Annotated in this window: 20 protein-coding genes; 16 read left to right on the top strand and 4 right to left on the bottom strand. The window is 52.3% G+C overall.

Annotation, left to right across the window (positions count from 1 at the left end):
• Positions 1-278: 278 nt before the first annotated feature.
• Genes L1F29_RS27830 through L1F29_RS27820 form a run of 3 tightly spaced genes read right to left on the bottom strand, consistent with a single transcriptional unit; the run spans position 279 to position 3,007 of the window.
• On the bottom strand, positions 279-1,463 hold the full coding sequence (locus L1F29_RS27830; RefSeq protein WP_258385272.1) for an amidohydrolase: 1,185 nt from the start codon (positions 1,461-1,463) through the stop codon (positions 279-281).
• Positions 1,464-1,487: 24 nt separating this feature from the next.
• Positions 1,488-1,970, bottom strand: a complete 483-nt coding sequence (locus L1F29_RS27825; RefSeq protein ID WP_258385271.1) for a DinB family protein — start codon at positions 1,968-1,970, stop codon at positions 1,488-1,490.
• A 38-nt stretch (positions 1,971-2,008) separates the two neighbouring features.
• Positions 2,009-3,007, bottom strand: a complete 999-nt coding sequence (locus L1F29_RS27820; RefSeq protein ID WP_258385270.1) for an ABC transporter substrate-binding protein — start codon at positions 3,005-3,007, stop codon at positions 2,009-2,011.
• 115 nt (positions 3,008-3,122) lie between these two features.
• On the opposite strand from L1F29_RS27820, the gene L1F29_RS27815 reads away from it, so the two are divergent.
• The 4 genes from L1F29_RS27815 to L1F29_RS27800 all read left to right on the top strand — a co-directional run bounded on the left by L1F29_RS27815 (position 3,123) and on the right by L1F29_RS27800 (position 6,648).
• Entirely contained in the window at positions 3,123-4,037 is a 915-nt protein-coding gene (locus L1F29_RS27815; RefSeq protein WP_258385269.1) for a LysR family transcriptional regulator, read from the top strand.
• Positions 4,038-4,146: 109 nt separating this feature from the next.
• Positions 4,147-4,917, top strand: a complete 771-nt coding sequence (locus tag L1F29_RS27810; RefSeq protein ID WP_258385268.1) for an ABC transporter ATP-binding protein — start codon at positions 4,147-4,149, stop codon at positions 4,915-4,917.
• The gene (locus L1F29_RS27805) at positions 4,883-5,716 is read left to right on the top strand and encodes an ABC transporter permease (protein ID WP_373876437.1); all 834 of its coding nucleotides are present in this window, start codon (positions 4,883-4,885) and stop codon (positions 5,714-5,716) included. The genes L1F29_RS27810 and L1F29_RS27805 overlap by 35 nt, the downstream gene beginning before the upstream one ends.
• A complete protein-coding gene (locus tag L1F29_RS27800) occupies positions 5,713-6,648 on the top strand; it encodes a DMT family transporter (RefSeq protein WP_258385266.1) in 936 nt (311 codons plus the stop codon). The genes L1F29_RS27805 and L1F29_RS27800 overlap by 4 nt, the downstream gene beginning before the upstream one ends.
• A gap of 57 nt (positions 6,649-6,705) precedes the next feature.
• On the opposite strand, the gene L1F29_RS27795 is transcribed toward L1F29_RS27800, so the two are convergent.
• Positions 6,706-7,389, bottom strand: a complete 684-nt coding sequence (locus tag L1F29_RS27795; protein WP_258385265.1) for a hypothetical protein — start codon at positions 7,387-7,389, stop codon at positions 6,706-6,708.
• Positions 7,390-7,627: 238 nt separating this feature from the next.
• On the opposite strand from L1F29_RS27795, the gene L1F29_RS27790 reads away from it, so the two are divergent.
• From L1F29_RS27790 to L1F29_RS27735, 12 genes are all read left to right on the top strand, one after another.
• The gene (locus L1F29_RS27790) at positions 7,628-8,407 is read left to right on the top strand and encodes a sporulation protein (protein WP_258385264.1); all 780 of its coding nucleotides are present in this window, start codon (positions 7,628-7,630) and stop codon (positions 8,405-8,407) included.
• A gap of 25 nt (positions 8,408-8,432) precedes the next feature.
• Positions 8,433-8,756, top strand: coding sequence for a hypothetical protein (locus L1F29_RS27785; protein WP_258385263.1), 324 nt, complete (start codon positions 8,433-8,435; stop codon positions 8,754-8,756).
• Between the two features lie 313 nt (positions 8,757-9,069).
• Positions 9,070-10,263, top strand: a complete 1,194-nt coding sequence (locus L1F29_RS27780; protein WP_258385262.1) for an ornithine--oxo-acid transaminase — start codon at positions 9,070-9,072, stop codon at positions 10,261-10,263.
• A gap of 74 nt (positions 10,264-10,337) precedes the next feature.
• Positions 10,338-11,252: an arginase gene (gene rocF, locus L1F29_RS27775; protein ID WP_258385261.1), complete on the top strand. Its 915-nt coding sequence runs from the start codon at positions 10,338-10,340 to the stop codon at positions 11,250-11,252.
• Between the two features lie 11 nt (positions 11,253-11,263).
• Positions 11,264-11,491, top strand: coding sequence for a transposase (locus tag L1F29_RS27770; protein WP_507765397.1), 228 nt, complete (start codon positions 11,264-11,266; stop codon positions 11,489-11,491).
• A 197-nt stretch (positions 11,492-11,688) separates the two neighbouring features.
• Positions 11,689-12,705 (top strand): LacI family DNA-binding transcriptional regulator, encoded by a 1,017-nt coding sequence (locus L1F29_RS27765; RefSeq protein WP_258385259.1) that lies wholly within the window; start codon positions 11,689-11,691, stop codon positions 12,703-12,705.
• Positions 12,706-13,034: 329 nt separating this feature from the next.
• A complete protein-coding gene (locus tag L1F29_RS27760) occupies positions 13,035-13,814 on the top strand; it encodes a phytanoyl-CoA dioxygenase family protein (protein WP_258385258.1) in 780 nt (259 codons plus the stop codon).
• A gap of 19 nt (positions 13,815-13,833) precedes the next feature.
• Entirely contained in the window at positions 13,834-14,676 is an 843-nt protein-coding gene (locus tag L1F29_RS27755) for a phytanoyl-CoA dioxygenase family protein (protein ID WP_258385257.1), read from the top strand.
• Positions 14,677-14,749: 73 nt separating this feature from the next.
• Positions 14,750-16,126: an ABC transporter substrate-binding protein gene (locus tag L1F29_RS27750; protein WP_258385256.1), complete on the top strand. Its 1,377-nt coding sequence runs from the start codon at positions 14,750-14,752 to the stop codon at positions 16,124-16,126.
• A gap of 142 nt (positions 16,127-16,268) precedes the next feature.
• Positions 16,269-17,147, top strand: coding sequence for a carbohydrate ABC transporter permease (locus tag L1F29_RS27745; protein ID WP_258385255.1), 879 nt, complete (start codon positions 16,269-16,271; stop codon positions 17,145-17,147).
• Positions 17,148-17,162: 15 nt separating this feature from the next.
• On the top strand, positions 17,163-18,005 hold the full coding sequence (locus L1F29_RS27740) for a carbohydrate ABC transporter permease (protein ID WP_258385254.1): 843 nt from the start codon (positions 17,163-17,165) through the stop codon (positions 18,003-18,005).
• Positions 18,006-18,304: 299 nt separating this feature from the next.
• Positions 18,305-19,501, top strand: coding sequence for an ROK family protein (locus L1F29_RS27735; RefSeq protein WP_258385253.1), 1,197 nt, complete (start codon positions 18,305-18,307; stop codon positions 19,499-19,501).
• The last annotated feature ends 70 nt before the right edge of the window (positions 19,502-19,571 follow it).

Here is a 19,571-nt window from a genome sequence, read left to right as displayed (position 1 = left end):
GGATGCACTATTGTTGAATATGGAGCCGAGTTGGGGAGGTAGCGAACACCCCGACTAAACACATTGTACAATTGCACATTATTGGAGGTTAGTCGTCATGCGAATCAAGTCCATCAAGTTTGATGACGTCCAAATGGAAGTCGCCAACGAGAATCGCTTGAGCGGGGAAATGCAGCGTTAACACGATAATGCGTCTCTTCAAAGTTTCGTCGTAAAATGAAATAACCTGCGGCATCGTTCTTCAACGATTCCGCAGGCTATACCGCAGGCTATTCGTTCTATTTCACAGCCAGCAGCTTCAAGGCCGCTGTAATGAATACCTTCATGCCGATCAGAAGCGAGCCTTCATCGATCGTAAATTGCGGATGATGGTGGGGGTAAGTAATTCCCTTCTCCTTGCTGCCGGCTCCGATGTTGAAATAGGTGCCCGGCGCCAGATGCAGGTAGGCGGAGAAGTCGTCTGCCGACATACTTGGTTTGATCGTGTACAGCGCGTCTGCTCCGTACAGCTCCTTAACGGACTCCGCTACGATCTGCGAAACGGCTTCATTGTTGATAAGCGGGCGGTAGCCATAATCATAACGGAACTCATACGCTGCGCCATGGGCTTGCGTAATCCCTTCAATAATTTGCTCCATCCGCTTCGGCAGCTGCTCGCGAAGGCCAGGGTCCATGCAGCGAACCGTGCCGCACAGCTCCGCGCTTCCCGGGATGACATTATGCGTATGCCCGGCGATAAATTTCGTTACCGATACGACCAGCGGGTCCATGGGATTGAAGGTTCTGGAGGCCAGATGCTGCAGGTTCGTAACCAATTGTGCGCCAATCGCAATAGGATCGATCGCCATATGGGGCTCAGCCGCATGCCCGCCCTTGCCATGCACCGTAATATAGAATGTATCCGGTGAAGCCAGCATCGGACCTGCAACAACCCCAACCATGCCTACCTCGACCGGCGATTGCAGATGCGCGCCAATGACGGCATCCACGCCTTCCATTACACCGGCCGCGATCATCTCCTCAGCACCACCGGGAGGAAGCTCTTCCGCATGTTGAAAAATAAACCGGATTTCACCTTCGAGCGAATCGTAATGCTCAGCCATCACCTTCGCTACGCCAAGCACAGTGGCCGTATGTCCGTCATGTCCGCAGGCATGCATGACACCCGGATTAGCCGAACCGAACGGAAGTCCCGTGTTCTCTTCGATTGGCAGCGCATCGATATCTGCCCGAATCGCAAGCACCTTGCCGGGCTGCCGGCCGATCAGTCTCGCCATCACACTCGTAGCGGTCGGCCGGGATACCTCCATGCGTCCAATGGAGCGAAGTGTTTCTTCTATATAATGAGCGGTTTCGCTTTCGTGAAAAGACAGCTCGGGATGCTGGTGCAGATGGCGCCTCCATTGAATCACTTGATCTTGTGCTGCTTCCGCCCGTTCAAGCAAATGTTGTAAATCTGTCATTGAAGGCTCCTCCTTTGCAGGCGTTTAAACCCGGTTCGCGTCATATTCCGATTTGTTGCGTTCGATCTGCCCGAGATGCTTCTGCACATGATTGCAAATAAACTTGTCAATAATATGGGAAATGGAAATCTGTTCATCATTCTTCATGCCGTACTTCTGCCACTGTTCTTCCGTGAGCTTGTTCAACAGCAGCGCATTATAGCGGGTAAGCGCATCATAAGCATCCAATATCTCTGCCAGCGGCGTTCCGTGAAATTGCTGCACATTCACCCATTCCTCATGAGCAAAAGTAACGATCGGCGTCACCGGCTCCGAGATGATTTTGCGAATGCGGTACGAATTGATGATATTGGAATCCATCAGATGTCCGATGATTTCCTGGATGCTCCATATGTCCGGACCGGGCTTCCACGTAATCAGCTGCTCCGATAGGCCTTCCACGCTTTGCCGAATCTTCACGGCTGTCTGCTTATAATTATGAATCGAGCTTTGTCTTTCTGTACTCATTGACATGCGCCTCCTCTAGCAATCGTTACGCGTTTAAGCTATTTCAATGCTTCTTCGATGAAGGTATTGTTGAACGTCTTGCTAATGTCGACTTTGTCCTTGATTGTGCCCGCTTCGAGCAGAATATCTGCCGTCGATTGCATCGCCGCTTGAACATCCGCCGTGACCGGCGTATTGATATAGTTCGTGTAGTTGACGAGCGTCTTCACCAATTCCAAATCCATCTTCTTCTGTTCCGCTAGAAGCGCAGCCGCTTCATCCTTATTGCCGTTGACCCAATCAACGCTCTTCTGATACACCTTCAAGAAAGCCGTCGTCAGTTCAGGATGTTCCTCGATAAATTTATCCCGACCAATCATGAGAGCAGGAGCAACGATGTTCATCGTTTCCACGCTTTCGACGATCCGTGCGCGGTTAGCTTTCAGTTCCGTCGTTACGAACGGATCCCAGGTTGCCCAGGCATCGACGCTGCCGGTCTGGAAAGCGGAGTTCGCTTCGTCCGGCTGCAGCTGCACGATTTTGAGATCCGATTCCTTCATGCCGTTCTTCTCCAGCGCCTTAATCAGGAAGATATGAGCCGACGAGCCTTTCGCTACGGCGACTTTCTTGCCCTTCAGGTCGGCAATCGATTGAATCGGGCTGTCCGTCTTCACGATAACGCTGTTCTGGTTGCCTTGTACGCCAATCGTCGAAATGACGGTGAACGGGCTGTTTGCCGCTTTGCCGGTTACGACCGTGCCGTCGCCAATGAAGGAGAAGTCCACGCGGTTCGATACGATCCCTTCCAGCAGAGGAACGCTGCTCTGGAACTCGTGCCACTCGACATTCGCATTCAATTTGGCGAACTCTTCCTCGAACCAACCTTTCTCCTTGGCGACCGACAGCAGGTTCAGCCCGCCGTTTACCGCGATATTGACCGTTACTTTATCGTCGCCCGACTTGCTGCCGCCGCTGCCGCATGCAGTCAGGGTCAAAGCTATTATTATAAAGAGTGATAGCAGACCGAATCGGGTTGTTTTTCTTGTGGATTTACGCATTGTCAGGACCCCTTATCGTACTAGATTTATTTGCATTGTATTATTTCCGAGTATTCTAGTAAAGTATATATGAATTATGCTATCATAACTACAGGTTATGTGTGGGGGTGTTTACATGAACTTGGAGCAATTTGAATATGTTTCCGCCATTGCGCGGACAGGCTCGATCTCGATTGCCGCCGAGCAGCTGCATGTCAGCCAGGCCGCCATCAGCAAAGCGATTGCCAAGCTGGAGCAGGAGCTGGGGTTCAAGCTGTTTACCCGCTCGCGGCTGGGCACGGAGTCTACGCCCCGGGGTCGAATCATTATCGAGAAGATATATGACATTCTGCTCAAAGTCGAGGAGATCAAAGAGGAAGCGCAGATCGAGAGCAAGCTGATCGAGGGGGAGGTTCGATTCTCCGTAGGTCCGAATTTCATGGCGGTGCTGACCAAATCGATCATTTCCTTCAAACAGGATTATCCCAATGTCCGGCTTGCGATATCCAGCAAGAGTACGGAGGAGGTGATTCAGGATCTGAAGGAGGACCGCACCGACTTGGGCCTGATCTACTTCCATGATCAGAAGAAGGAGCATGTCAAGGATTTGACGATGCACAAGATGCTGGATTCGCGAGTTGTGGTGTGTGTGGGAAGGGGATCGCCCCTCGCCTCAAGAAAGAGCGTCTCGCCGGAAGAGCTGCTCGCCTATTCGTTCGTCAATATCGATGGCGTATTCTCGAATTGGTATTTGGAAGATTTCGTCAGCAAGTACGGCCCCGTCGATGTGATCTTCACCTCCAACAATATCGAGCTGCTCCGAAGAACCATTGTCGAGGGTGTGGCGATCGGCATGTTTATCGAGTACAGCATGCTGAACGATCCGCTCATTCTTAGCGGCGATATCGTTATTGTTCCTCTCATCAATCACGAGCCAACTACGATTTCCCTGGGCTGGGCGCGCTCTAACCATAAGCATTTCTCCATTGCCCAGAAGGAATTTTTGAAGTATGTCATGCGCGAATATTTGAATCCGAATCTGAAACATTGACCGTTTCATCTTGCCCGGCACTGTATTGACAACTAACTTCTTCTTCTGCTACTATTCATCCTAAATTCTACAGCGGCGTAAGAGATTCGTTGCAGGGGGACATCAACACATGACATCGGCGGCATTAGAAATCAACCAGTTGAACAAAACCTTTTACACGGCAAACCAGGCGACTCATGTTCTCGATAACATTGAATTTACGCTGATGGAGCAAGAGTTCGTCTCGATTATCGGACCGAGCGGCTGCGGGAAGAGCACCCTGCTCAAGATCGCTGCGGGCCTGGATGTACAGTACGAGGGACGAATGCTGCTGCATGGCGAAGACGTCACCGGTCCGAGCAAGGATAAGGGATTTATTTTTCAAGAGCATCGCTTGTTCCCATGGGCAACCGTTGAGAAGAATATTGCTGCGGATCTCTCCCTGAAGGACCATAACGTTCGGGAGCAAGTCGACGAGATGATCAAGCTGGTCCGGCTGACCGGATTCGAGAAGGCTTATCCGAAGCAGCTGTCGGGTGGCATGTCGCAGCGTGTCGCCATTGCGCGCGCCTTGCTCCGCAAACCGAAAGTGCTGCTGCTGGACGAGCCGTTCGGCGCGCTCGATGCGTTTACCCGCAATCATATGCAGGAATCGCTGCTCGATATATGGCGCGAGAACCGTACCTCCATGCTGCTCGTTACGCATGATATCGACGAGGCGGTATTCCTGTCCAATCGCGTTGTCGTCATGGACGCAAGACCCGGCCGCATTAAGGCCGTTATTCCCATTGATTTGCCTTACCCAAGAAACCGGGTTAGTGCGCCCTTCCAAGAACTGCGCAGCGAAGTGATCCGTGCGCTTGGTCATGAGGAGCAAGACAGCGATACTTGGTCTATCTAACATCATCGGAAAGGATTGTTCCCTCATGTTCAAAAGCGAAAAGGCGAAGCGGTTTGCCCTGGGCAGCCTTATTCCAGTGGCCGTGCTGCTGGTTTGGCAGCTGGCATCGACGCTCGAGTGGATATCGCCCCAGCTGTTTCCATCGCCGGTTTCTATCTTCCGAAATTTCTACGAAATTATAATCTCAGGCGAACTCATGCATCACCTGGGGATCAGCGTCATGCGGGCTATGCTCGGCTTTGTAATCGGCGGAGGTTCAGGATTGCTAATCGGTCTTTTCGTCGGATTATTCAAGCGCTCCGAGCAGCTGCTCGATCCGTCGATTCAAATGCTGCGAACCGTGCCATTGCTGGCCGTTACGCCATTGTTTATTTTGTGGTTTGGCTTCGGCGAGCTGTCCAAAGTGCTGCTAATATCGATGGGTGCCTTCTTCCCTCTATACGTCAATGCGTTCTTGGGCGTCCGCAACGTCGATGCCAAGCTGTTCGATGTGGCGCGCGTACTGGAATTCAGCCGGCTCCATCAAGTGACCAAGGTTATTCTGCCGGGCGCAATGCCCAATATTTTGTTAGGCGTTCGTTTATCGTTAAGCACGTCATGGCTGTGCTTGGTTGTCGCGGAACTGATGGGGGCGGATCAGGGCATCGGCTATCTCATTCAGGATGCGCGTGCATATATGCGGACCGAAATCGTATTTGTCGGCATATTCATCTTCGCCATCGTCGGCAAGCTAACCGATTCTCTGGTTCGGATTCTGGAGACGAAGCTGCTCAAGTGGCAGGATAGTTACCGCGGATGAGTAACATGAACAAAGCCTATGCTGCCGCATCCTTGTATGCGATCATCATCGGCTTTTCTCTTATTTTCGTGAAGCTTGCACTGATCTCCGCGCATCCGTTCGACTTGCTGGCCCATCGGTTCACGTTATCCTTTGCCGCCGCAGCCGCGGTTGTCCTCATCAGACGGTCCAAGCTGCGGCTTTCGGGGAAGGACATGCTCGCCCTGCTGCCGCTGGCTGTCTTCTTTCCGACCTTGTACTTCGCGCTGCAAACGTTCGGATTATTGTATATTCCGTCCTCGGAAGCTGGGATCATACAAGCCACCATTCCGTTAATGACGATGCTGCTCGCGTCGTATTGGATCAAGGAGGCATCTACCTTCAAGCAAAAAATAGGGATTGCGCTCTCCGTCGCGGGCGTCATCTATATGTTCGCCATGAAGGGCATTCACATGAACGCAGCCAACTTGAATGGAGCCTTGCTCATCCTGTTATCGTCGCTCTCGTTCGCCGTCTATAATGTGCTTGGCCGCAAGCTGGCTCAGCGATATAACGCTGCGGACATGACATTCTTCATCATGGGCGTCAGCTTTGTCGTGTTCAACGGCCTGGCAGTCGTACGGCATGCGGCAGAAGGGACGCTGCCGTCATTCTTCACGCCATTCACCGATCCATTATTTATCGCGTCGCTTCTGTATCTTGGCCTACTCAGCTCGCTTGTCACCTCGTTATTAACCAATTACGCGCTGACGTATATGGAAGCCTCCAAAATGAGCGTATTCGTGAACTTGGCCACGTTCATTACGGTTATCGCCGGAGTGGCCGTGCTTGGGGAGAAGCTGTTATTCGCTCATATTACCGGAGGGTTTGTTATTCTGGCCGGCGTCATTATTGTGAATATTTCGGGTAAACCAACCCGGAAATTATCCAAGACCAACCAAAGAAGCGTCTAAGAACCGCGTGTTCTTCGGCGCTTCTTCTTTTTATTTTCAGACGGCAGTTTGCCTCTGTTATCGAGTCTTCAGCTTCTTCTTCTTTACCGTCTTGACGAACGCAAGCAGCTGCAACAACAAGACGACTGCTGCAAGCAGCAGAAAAGGCAGCCGGAACCAATTCGGAGGCGGCACATTCTTGTGAAACGATAACGTATAGTGGATGTAGAGAAAGTATGCCGTATGAATCGTGCTCAAATAAAATATGGTGTATGCGCCGTAATGCAGCCATTTCCAAGACGCTCCCAAATATTTCAACGCCCGCTCAGTCGAAGTAGCCAATAGAATAATCGCCCAGAAGAGGGCTGCGACACCGATTAAATTCGCAAGACCGAACCCGGGCTCCATCCGGGCGGCGCGTCCAAGCTGAGGAATGAATTCATACCCGAAGAAGCGTGAAAGGTCCCACCTCGCCCATCCATTCCATACCAGATAGCCGTGAATGAGGGACATAATCGCAAACCAAATGCCCATGTTGCCCCTAAACAACAAGAGCTTCGCCGAGGCAGGCCATAATCGTGCTAACGGTCCCATGGCAAGGGTAATAAATAACAGCAGCAGCGCCGCATCGCCAAAAGCTTTCCAAAGACGCATGTCCCATGACCACTCAGGCCGGCTGATCCAAAAAAACCATACGAAAATTATGGCCACTGTTCCAACGATCATATGGCGGCGGGACAGATCCTCCTTGCGGGTATTCATCGTAATCATCTCCCAATTTACAGTTTCGTTAAGCCGTTCATATCCGCGTCGACAGCTTGTACCTACACATGATAAACGTTGCTATTATTATACATTACAATATGTAGTATTTAATTCGGAGCCGTGACATTTTTATAAAATTCGATCAGCTTGAAAAGTTCTGCCGCCAACGAACGAAACCTCTTGTATTACCTCATCGTATCAGTGAATATGTACGTAATGAGGAGGAGAGTCAGTAATGTCCATGTTCAAACGAATGCTTGCGAGCGTCGGGATCGGCGCGGCGAAAGTCGATCTCATGCTCCATCAAGATGTCGTGAAAGCGGGGGATATGATCAGCGGTATCATCCGCATTGAGGGCGGACGCGTGGATCAGGAGGTTAACGATGTCTATGCCTTCATCATGACGCGTTATTTGAGAGAGCAGAACGATACGAAGAGGGAAGTGGAAGCAGCCGTTTCCAAATTTCTGCTGGCCGGGAAGTTTACCGTAAAGGCAGAGCAGGTCTATGAATTCCCGGTCTCATTCCAGCTTCCGGCGAATACGCCGGTAACGATGGGAAGGACGCCGGTCTGGATTCAAACCGGGCTCGATATTAATGAAACGGTTGATCCGAAGGATCAGGACCGGCTTGAAGTAAGGCCGCACCCGCATTCCGCGGTTATTCTGGACGCGGTCAGTCAGCTCGGTTTCCGGCTCCGCAAGGTGGATTGCGAATACGCGCCGAATTATGGCCGGACGTATGGATTGCCTTTCGTTCAAGAATTCGAATTCATTCCTGCTTCGCAGTTCCGCGGGCAGCTGGACGAATTGGAAATCGTCTTCTACCCGGATGAGAACGGCGTCGACCTGCTGCTGCAGATTGACCGCAAGGCGCGGGGATTGGCCGGCTTCTTCTCCGAAGCGCTTGATACGGATGAGCGTTTTGTAAGGTTGCGGTTCGACCGCAATCAGCTTGCTTCCGGAGCGAGCTTCATTGCCGGCCAACTGGCCGATACGATCCGGAGATATGCGTAACGCAGGTTGAAACCGGACTCGTATTATGAATCAGGGTTTCGTCGATTACGTGAAACGGCATGAGCCTTCAGGAGGGCCGGTTAGCGGCAGGCTTCATGACTATACGGAAAGCGCGTACCCAAGAACGAAGCAAATCGCCCAAACTCTTGAGAAGGCCATTGCCGGGCCGCCTTCGCTTACCGCGAACGGTTCATTTGAAACGGCACGAATCAGAAGCCGAATGGTTGGGCGGAATGGCTCGCCGTCGCGGAGCAAAGCACCGTTACGGAGCATGTGTATTCCGGTCAAGCCGGTGCTGGCATTCAGCTTACAGGCGGTGGGAACATGGGGGAATTCGCGGCGAATCTGATGGAGCGAAAGCGGTTTAACCAGAAATGTAAAGCTTTGTTTTTATGAAAAACGATAAAGCATACCTGTTAATTGCCCTCCGTTTTGCGAAAGCGCAAAACGGAGGGCGGTTCTTTTTTTGGCTGGCTAATGGAATCTGTTCTTGATCGGACCCCCCAATCTTATGACGGATTGTAAGAATGTCCCCGTATCGTTCGCCGCTTTACGTGAATATAATGAAAGCAACACGCTATAGAAAACGTTTTCAAATTGGTTGTTTCGATGTTGGCAGAAGACGATCCTTTCAGCTTTACTTTGAAGAGGAGGGTGATCGCATGACAAAATCGCGGCAAATTATCGATCTGACGTTAGCGCTCGGCGCAAGAAATTATAACCCGCTGCCGATCGTCATTTCCCGGGCCGAAGGGGTTTGGGTGGAGGATCCCGAAGGGAGCCGGTACATGGACATGCTCAGCAGCTATTCCGCGCTGAATTTCGGACACCGGCATCCGGCGATCGTGTCGTCGCTTAAAGAACAGGCGGATAAGGTGACATTGACGTCTCGGGCTTTTCACAATGAACCGCTCGCCGAGCTGTATGAGCAGTTGGCGCGGCTAACGTCGAAGAACATGTTCGTTCCGATGAATACGGGAGCGGAAGCGGTGGAGACGGCGGTCAAGGCGGCCAGACGATGGGCGTACGATATCAAAAAAATCCCCGACGGGCAAGCGGAAATCATCGTCTGTGAGGGGAATTTTCACGGGAGAACGGTAACCATTACGTCGTTCTCGTCCGAGGAAGCGTATAAAAGAGGCTTCGGGCCGTTCACGCCGGGGTTCAAGACGGTCCCCTACGGCGATGTGCGCGCGCTGGAGGAAGCGATCACGCCGGCGACGGCGGCGTTTCTCGTTGAGCCGATTCAGGGGGAGGCGGGGATCGTCGTGCCGCCGGACGGGTATTTGCGGGAAGCCGCGGCGATTTGCAAGCGCAGCAATGTCCTGCTGATGGCTGATGAAATCCAGACGGGCTTCGGCCGGACGGGCCGGATATTTTGCAGCGACTGGGAGGATGTCGTTCCCGACGTTTATATTTTGGGGAAGGCGCTCGGCGGCGGCGTATATCCGGTGTCAGCCGTAGCTGCGGACGCTGGAGTGCTCGGCGTGTTCGAGCCCGGCTCGCACGGCTCTACGTTCGGCGGCAATCCGCTTGCTTGCGCGGTGGCGTCGGCGGCATTGCGCGTGCTGGAGGAGGAGGGACTAGCCGAACGCTCGCTCTCGCTTGGCTCATACATGAAGGAGGCGCTCGAGCGGCTGCAAAGTCCGCTTATCCGCGAAATTCGCGGTAAAGGATTGTTCATCGGCATCGAGCTGCATGACAGGGCGCGGCCTTATTGCGAGCGGCTGATGGAAGCCGGTCTATTGTGCAAGGAAACGCACGAAAATACGATTCGTCTCGCGCCGCCGCTGACGGTAACGAAAGAACAGCTCGATTGGGCGCTTGAAAGGCTTGAGTGCGTGTTGACCGGATAGAGGAACGGGGGAATGTAAAAAGGATCTTGAGGCGGTTCGCAGACAGATGATAAGACTGACGGGAGGCTGCCGCTATGAAGGAACGGGAAAATAAAGAGTTGTCGCTGATCGGGGTGCCGATGGATCTCGGCGCCGACCGGCGCGGCGTCGATATGGGGCCGAGCAGCATCCGATGCGCGGGCGTGGAACAGCGGCTTGAGCAGCTCGGATTTGTCGTAGCCGATGAAGGCGATCTGGTCGTCAGAAGGGCGAAGCATCATTCGGACGTGCCGGAATCGAATTTGAAGTATTTGTACGAGATCGTTCGCGTGAATGAGGAATTATGCGAAGCGGTTGCAGGCATCGCTGGGAGAGGGCGGTTTCCGCTCGTGCTCGGCGGCGATCACAGCATCGCAATCGGGACGCTGGCAGGGCTGCGAAGGCATAAGACGAATGTCGGCGTCATCTGGTACGACTCCCACGGCGACGTCAATACGGCGGAAACGTCGCCATCCGGCAACATTCACGGGATGGCGCTGGCCGTGGCCATGGGCTACGGGCATCCGCTGCTGACCGGTATCGGGGGAGATCGCCCGAAGGTGAAGCCCGAGCATGTCGTAATCATCGGCGCGCGATCTCTGGATCCCGGCGAACGGGTTTTTTTGAAGCGGTTGGGCGTAACGGTTTTCACCATGCATGAAGTCGACCGCTTGGGCATATCGGCCGTAACGGAACGGGCGATCGATTTCGTATCCAAAGGCACGGACGGCGTCCATTTGAGCTTGGATCTGGACGGCGTCGATCCGAAGGATGCGCCGGGAGTAGGCACTCCCGTTCCGGCGGGAATTACGCTCCGCGAAAGCTTGCTTGCCATGGAGCTGCTTGCCGATGCGGGCATCGTGACAAGCGCGGAGTTCGTCGAGGTGAATCCGACGCTCGATATCCAGAACCAGACGGCGAAGGCGGCGGTCGAGCTGATTGCCTCGCTGATGGGCGAGAAAATCATGTAAGAGCGGAATATCTGAACAATCAACGTTTCGCCCAGATAGACAAACTCATTGACTTTGGTTTCACAGACCGTATCTGTGCCCATTTGTATTCTTCAAGGGGGCCCCGACCTTATGCTCCCTCCTTGAAGTTCAAACTGCATATCGTACAGCGGTACTACGACCTGTCTGATCGTGAAATGGAAGAACGGGTCATTGGCGATCTCTTCATTAAACGGTTTCTTGGCCTGCCTATTTGTTGAGCAGTCCTTTTTTTCGCCGCCTCCGAATAGGGGGCGGTTTTCTATTTCCGAGCACGAATAGGGAATTTGTGTACGTTCTGAAACGATGGAATTGACCTATTTTTCAAAAATAAAGCGCTTGCATAAATTGGATGTCTGTTGCTATAATGAGCTGGAACAATGTTCCAAAGCGTTTCGGAAAACGGGGTAATCTTAGAATGACAACCATCAAAGACCTTGCAAAGGCAGCTGGAGTTTCCATTACCACAGTGTCGCGTGCGTTGAACGGCTACCCGGATGTCAGCGAGAAGACGAGAAACCGGATCAAGAGGCTGGCCGATGAGCTGTCCTACCGGCCCAATGCTCAGGCGCAAAGCCTAGTGCTGAAAAAAACGAAAACGATCGGCGTCATCATGTCGGAGCTCAAATCGTCGAACGGCAAAAACTCGCTCCCGTTCGAGGTGCTCTGCGGCATCAATGACCGTGCCAGCGAGCTGGACTACGATATCATTCTGTTCAGTACGAATCCGAAGAAGCAGTCCAAGAAGACATATTCGGATTTGTGCCGGGAGCGAAGCGTCGACGGGGCGATCCTTCAAGGATTGAAGATCAACGATATTTACTTGAAGGAGGTCTTGACTCAATCGCTATTCCCCTGCGTATTGATCGATATCCCGCTTGCGGGAGACTGGGTCGGCCACGTCACCACGGATAACATCAACGGAGCGAGGGAAGCGATCAGGCATTTGATCCGTCTCGGACATCGGCGAATTGCGATGATCAACGGCTACAACGAGGCGGATGTCAGTCACCAGCGATTGGCGGGATACATGTTAGCGCTGCAGGAGGCCGGAATTCCATACGATGCGCTCTTGGTTTGGGACGGACGATTCAGCGAAGAGGGCGGAGAGGCTGCGATGAATGAAATCATCGAGAAGCATCCTGACGTTACCGCCGTATTTTGTTCGAGCGACTTAATGGCGCTCGGAGCGATGCAGGCAGCTGAACGCGCCGGTCTCTCCATTCCTGATTCAATCTCGCTCATCGGCTATGACGACATCTCGCTTGCAGCCTATTGTTCCCCCAAGCTGACGACCATCCGCCAGGAAAAGTACGAGTTAGGCTATCAAGCTGCCCAATTGTTGATCGATATGTTGGAAGGGCGGCAGGTGCGGCATAAGGTCATGCTGGAGAATGTGCTTGTTGTCAGAGAAAGTACGGCTCGACATCCGTAACGGGCAGACGCAGGATTGCCCGTTACTGCGCACGTTTTCCAAAACGATTTGGAACAATTGCAAAAAACTGCAGATTAAAGTGTATAGCAAACGGTTATATCCGATTTGGAAGTATTGGTTCACAGGTTAAAGCGCTTACATTCAATTTTTAATAGACTGTCCGGGGAAAACCCGCAATAATCGGGCTAGAACCGGGACGGGAATCATGCTTCATCTTGGCCTGCAGCCTGTATACTTTTATTGAAGAGAGTGCTGCTTTTTGCCTTAAGGAGCATCCTAAACGTTTTGGGAATTATGACGTCTACTATAACGGAGGAGGTCCCCCGTACATGAAAATCAGCCATGAAGAAATATCAAACCGCACCTTAAATCCGGAAACGGTCCGGGAAGCGGCCGATCAAGTGCGCGTTAATGGTTTTGTCGTGCTGGAAGGCATGCTTTCGAAGGAGAAGGTAAGCGGGCTTCATGCGGTATTTATGAATCTCTTTGAAGCGCATATCGCCAAGACGGAATCGAATAGGGGCAAGAACCGGACGCAGATGTTCCTGCCGTTCGAAGGGCCGTTTATTGATCCGGAAATTGTTACGAATCCTTTCGCGCTGCCGATCATGGAGGAGCTGCTCGGCAAAGACTGCGCGATCAAATATTTTGCGTCGGATACGCCGCTGCCAGGCTCCGATTATCAGGCCGTTCATTCCGATATGAAAGCGCTGTATCCGGAATCGTCCGTCACGCTTCCGACAACCGGCGTCGTGCTCAACATTCCGCTGGTCGATTTCAGAGCGGATAACGGCCCGGTAGAGATCTGGCCGGGCGGAACGCATCTCATTCCGGAGAACGCGAACCGGCCGGAACATATTCAGAAGCTTGCGCAGCAGATGCATTCGGAGCCTGTTATCATGCCTGCGGGATCGTTGTTGATCCGGGACATTCGCATGTGGCATCGGGGCACGCCGAACCAGTCCGATGCCGCCCGTCCGAACCTGGCGATGGTTTATTTCCGCTCCTGGTTCCATACAGAGCCCAAGATCGCGATCCCCCGTACAACGTATGAATCGCTTAGCGAGCGGGCAAAGCAGCTATTTCGTTTTGAACATATTTACGAATAGAGAGGCGGCCATACGATCTATGAAAATTAGCGCTGAAGAACTTACGGCAGGGAAGCTGTCCCCGGAAACGGTAGAGCTGGCGGCAAATTTAATTCAAGTAAACGGTCATGTCATTTTCGAGAAGGTGCTGCCCGATGAACTGGTCAAGACGCTGTTCGACCGGTATATCGAGATTTTGGAGCCATATCTGGAAGAGCATCATGATGAAGTATATAACCCCAAGAACGGATTTAACGACGGCACCAATCATATCCGATTATACTTGCCGTTCGAAAAACCGTTTATTGATGAATCCATCATCGCTCATCCGTTTGTGATGCAAATGATCGACCGGCTTCTGGGCGAAGATAGCGTAATGCATTATTTTGCAACCAACACGTCGCTTCCCGGCGGACAGAAGTGTCAGCCGGTTCACGCCGACACAGGTTCGATGTTCGGCACAAGGTGCGCCATGAATTTGCCGATCTCCAATCTGATCGTTAACTTTCCGCTCGTCGACACGACGGAGGATAACGGACCGATGGAAATATGGCCGGGCGGGACGCATCTGTTGCCGGATTACTGGTACGGGCCGAAAGCTTACAGCAAAGAAAAGCTGGCTGAGCATATGCATTCCATCAAAGGGTTAATGCCGGCTGGCTCGATCATGATCCGTGATGACCGCATGTGGCACCGGGGCACACCGAATCGTTCGGGCACTCCGCGTCCGAACATCGCCATGATCTATGCGCCTGCTGACCGTGCGCCTATGCATGCAACGATTCAAATTCCGGAAGAGACGTATAAGCAGTTGTCTCCACGAGCGCAGCGGCTTCTTCGCAAGGAGAAGATCGGCCATCCGGTTGCACCGCCTAAGCACTGATGAAGCGGTCTGCATGCTATGAATAAGGGCATTCCAGCTTGAATCATAAACATCAAAAAGGGGAGGAATCAAAATGAAAAGATCGTTTAGAACGCTAATGCTGCTTTCTCTTGCTTTAATGCTCGTCTTGACGGCGTGCAGCAGCGGAGGCAACGGGAAGAACGAGGGCGGAAATAAGCCGGATAAGGAAAACACAGGAGCATCCGATGGAAAGGGCGCATCGAAAGACAAAGTCACGATCAAGATTCCGCACTATAAAAGCGGCAGCAATGTAGGGGCTAAATTTTTCCTGCCGCAGGTTGAACGGTTCAACAAGAAGTATGAAGGCCAATACGAACTGATTATTGAAGAAATTCCGCAAGACGATTACAACGCCAAGATCAAGCTTCTTGCTCAGCAAAAGAAGCTCCCCGCTCTGATAGAGGGCGGCGAGAAGACGTTCCTGGAGGATGTCGTCATCAAAGACGAGTTGTTCTACGATCTCAAGCCTTGGCTGGATTCCAAGCCTGAGGTGAAGAAGCTGATGATCGAAGACAACGTCGCGTACAATACGAAGGGCGACAAGATTTTCTCCATGCCGCTAATCACGATGCGTCCGATCGGCTTGTACTACAACAAAGAGGTGTTCGAGAAGGCCGGCGTGACGAAGCCGATTTCGCAAATGACGTTCGCAGAGTTCAACGAGGCCCTTGAGCAGATCAAAAGCAGCGGCGTTGCCCCATTAACGCTTATGACGAGCGAGAATGCATGGACGTCCATGCTGCTGGCTACCGCATTCATGGCGAATGAGCCGGGGGGCGCGGACGTGCTCAAGAGCACGGAATACACGTACGACTATACCGCTCCAGCGTGGATCAATACCTTTACTCAGCTTCAAAAGTGGTTCCAGAACTATACGACGGACAATGCGATCGGCGCAGCTTATGCCGACGCTGCCAACAACTTCTTGAACGAAAGAACGGCCATCATCGCCAACGGCCCTTGGATGGTCGGGGACTTCTCGGATACGACCAAGTCGGCTGAAGGGCTGGAGAAGAAGATTGGCGCATCCATCTACCCGGGCGGCATCGCAATCGCTACGCTGAACGAGTATTCCTGGTGGATACCGAAAGGACTGAGCGAAGGCGAGACGCAAGCAGCTTTGGCGTTCCTGGAGTTCATGGCTCAGCCGGAAGAACAGGAAGCTTACATGGTTGCGGAGGGAGGCACGGCTCCGAATCTTCAGACTTCCGCCGAATTCGAGTCGAAGCTGAACCCAATTCTGGCCGAGCTCAACAGCTCGACCAAGAATGACTTGAAGAACACCGTGCAAGCGATGTCTTCGATCTTCCCGAACCAAATCGCGGACCCTGAGTTCGGCAAGTTCCTGCCGACATTGATTAACGGCGACATGACGCCTGAACAATTCGCCCAGGAATTGACGCGCAAGGCCAAGCAGTTCCAAAAATAACCCGTGAACAAGTGAGCCTCCTATCTAACGGTGGGGGCTCACGCTTTTACAAGCAATCTGGTCAGTGTCCCCGATCATTCGGTCCGGATGCGAGAGGCTTTGCCTTTCAGAGGGGACTAATTCAGCAGGGGGAGTGAGCTTGATGAATAAGAAGTGGACGACTAGAGCTTGGATTTTTGCCTTTCTGGCCCCTACAATCCTTGTCTTTCTGTTGTTCAATCTGGTGCCGATTATTACCGTCTTCGTAACCGGGTTTACCGATTGGAACGGGTTCAGTGCTCCGGTTTGGGCCGGCCTTGACAACTATATCAATCTGGTTTCATACGACGACACCTTCCTGATTTCGTTACGCAACCTGGGGTTGTGGTCGCTCATCGCGGGTACGGTGCACGTAGGATTCGGTGTGCTGGTCGCGTTCATTTTGTACAAGAGACCGTTCGGATGGCGGCTTGTGCGCGGGGTGTTCATGATTCCGAACGTCATATCCGTCGCCGCATGGGCAATCATGTATAAGTTTATTTTCAACGACGATATCGGCGTCATCAACAATTTCATGCGCGACATCGGATTCTCCAATTGGCATGTGAAATGGTTCTATGAATCGCCTGCAGCTTTCATCGCGGTCACATTGACCTGGCTCTTCTACTCGGTCATCGTGACGTTGATCGTGCTCAATGAATTGATGGCGATTCCGAAGGAAGTGCACGAAGCTGCGCTTCTCGACGGAGCGAACGAGTGGCAGGTGACCCGGTTCATCAACCTCCCGCTTGTCAGAAACGCAATCGGAACCGGTGTGATCCTGTCCATTACCGCACGGATCGCCATGTTCGAAGAAGTCGCATTAACCTCCCGAGGGGGACCAGGCAACGATACGTACAACATTCCGCTCATGCTGTACAACGGAATCGTGAACTCCGAATACGGATATGCGAATGCGGCAGGCACGGTCATGATTCTATTAGGGGTCATCGTCATGCTGGGGGTTAACCGGCTGTTCCGCATGAACGAGAAGATCTATTAAGGAGGTGTCCCAATCATGAGAGCATCGCTTTGGTTATCCAAGCTGTCCGGCCGCGTATTCACTTACGGCGTAATGATCTTCACGGTCGTCGTGTCTACGTTTCCGATTCTCTGGATTATTATGTCTTCCTTCAAGACGAACAAGGCTATATTGGGAGACCCGTTTTCCCTTCCGAAAGGGTTCGATTTCGCGCCCTATATCGATGTTTATACGAACTATAACTTCCTGAATTTCTTCAAAAACTCGTTAATGATCGCCGGTATTGCCACCTTGATCGCGCTGTTTATCTACTCGTGCGCCGGTTATATTTTTGCGAAGTTTGAATTTAAGGGCAAGACGCTCCTCTATGTGCTGTGTACGGTAACGCTGCTTGTACCCGGTCACGCCAAGGCGCAGCCGATTTTTTCCCTTATTATGAAGCTCAATCTCTATGACACCAAGACGGGTCTAATTCTGGTATACACTTCGTTTGGACTTGCTCTGGCATTATTCGTCTTAAAGGCAACCTTCATGACGATTCCGAAAGATCTGGACGAGGCGGCTTTGATCGACGGTGCGAGCTTTTGGCGCATCTTTTGGAACGTCAACCTGCCACTGGCCCGGTCCGGTATCGCGACGGCCGGCATTCTGATGTTCCTCGGCAATTGGAATGAATATTTTTATGCCTTGATTTTGACGACTAGCGAAACGAATCGTACACTTCCGGTGGCGCTTCAATTTTTCGACGAGGCGTTCTCGTACAATTACACACGGATGTTCGCGGCCCTTACGCTCGTCATCACGCCGGGAATTCTGGTATATCTGCTCGTACAGGAACAGGTGCAGGCAAGTGTAGCTTCGACGGGGTTAAAAGGATAAATCAGAAGCGCGATTTACAACATTTTTGAGAGACAATTTGAATTTCGAGCGTGTTTGCCCAGGTTTCTGGCCGAAGTCGGGGACCTTAACGGATAAGATACCAAGGGGGCGATCCATGTACGACAGAATAACAATAACAACAATCTACCAGCCCGCGTAAATCGCGGTTTTTTTTATTTGCATGGCGTCCGGTTTCCGGATCAACCCAGCAGCTCCTGAATTTACACGGAATTTCCAATCGATTATAATTTCTTGTATTCATTGATTCTATAAATATATTGAAATGCGGGGAATATCAAGTGATCGTATCCAGAACGAAACGGGGAACCAATCTTGAAGATGTGCAGGAAATGAATCGTTCGCTGGTCATTCAGCTTATGCGGAGGAGGGTGGTCTGCTCAAGGGCGGAGCTGACCCAAGCATCGGGACTCAATCAATCGACGATTACCCATATCATCAACGAGCTTATCAGCTGGGGGCTCGTCGTGGAGACCGGGATCATCGACGGCAAGAAGGGCCGCCGTTCGATTGGAATCAAGCTTCATTGCGAGCCGTATAAGATCGTCGGTGTCCGGCTGGCGCGCAAATCGATAACGGTCGCGCTCTACGATCTGGCGGGAGTCGAATATGACAAACGGCAAATATCGATCCATACGATGGACGGCTCTATGAAAGCGTTGAAACGTATGAAGGAGCTTATTGCAGAGATGATCGAATCCAATCAAGCGGGCAAAGTCATCGCGATAGGGGTCGTTACGCCAGGGCCATTATTCCGCAATGAGGGCCGCATTGCACTCATGACCGATTTCCCGGGCTGGGAGACGATTAACATTCAGGCAGATCTCATGAATGATTTCGGCATTCCGACCTATATCGAGCATGACGCGAAGGCGGGGGCGCTTGCCCATTGGTGGCTCGGGGAGCCGCATCAGGAACGCGGCGTCATGATCTATGTCGCAGCTGGCCAAGGCGTCGGTGCGGGGATCGTCGTGGATGGTAAAGTGTACCGGGGCGCTCTCGGCATGGCCGGAGAGATCGGACATATGAGCATTGATTATAAGGGTCCGCAGTGCGAGTGCGGCAGCAAAGGCTGTCTCGAGCTGTACTGTTCGACCTCGGCCTTGCTCAAGACGCTTAACAAGGAGCATGCCTCTCTGGCATCTGTATGGCAGGAAGTCCAGGAGGGCAGGGGAGGGAAGGCAGAGGAAGCCGTGCGGCAGGCGTCCTGGTTTCTTGGGTTCGGTCTCGTCAATATCGTCAATACGTTCAATCCCGACCGGATCATCCTCGGAGACGAGCTCTCTGCGGCCGGCTCGCTGCTGCTTGAGACGGTGCAATCGGTCCTCGACCAACATGTGTTGCCCGATGTTTCGGGGAAATTAGCCGTCGAGCTGGCTGCAGACGACTCCGATCCGATGCTCGCCGGTGCGGCCATCGTCGCGATCGACAGCATCGTGGCCCAGCCGTCCAGCTTTCTGCAGCAGCATCGGTCATGAATTATTTATTACTTGATTAAATCAATTAATAGATTTATAGTAACAATACATAGAGTAATATTTTACAAGA

Origin of the sequence: Paenibacillus spongiae, assembly GCF_024734895.1 — a bacterium.
Lineage (GTDB): Bacteria > Bacillota > Bacilli > Paenibacillales > Paenibacillaceae > Paenibacillus_Z > Paenibacillus_Z spongiae.
Note: the sequence above shows the minus strand (reverse complement) of the source record. Positions and strands in the feature narration are given on the sequence as shown.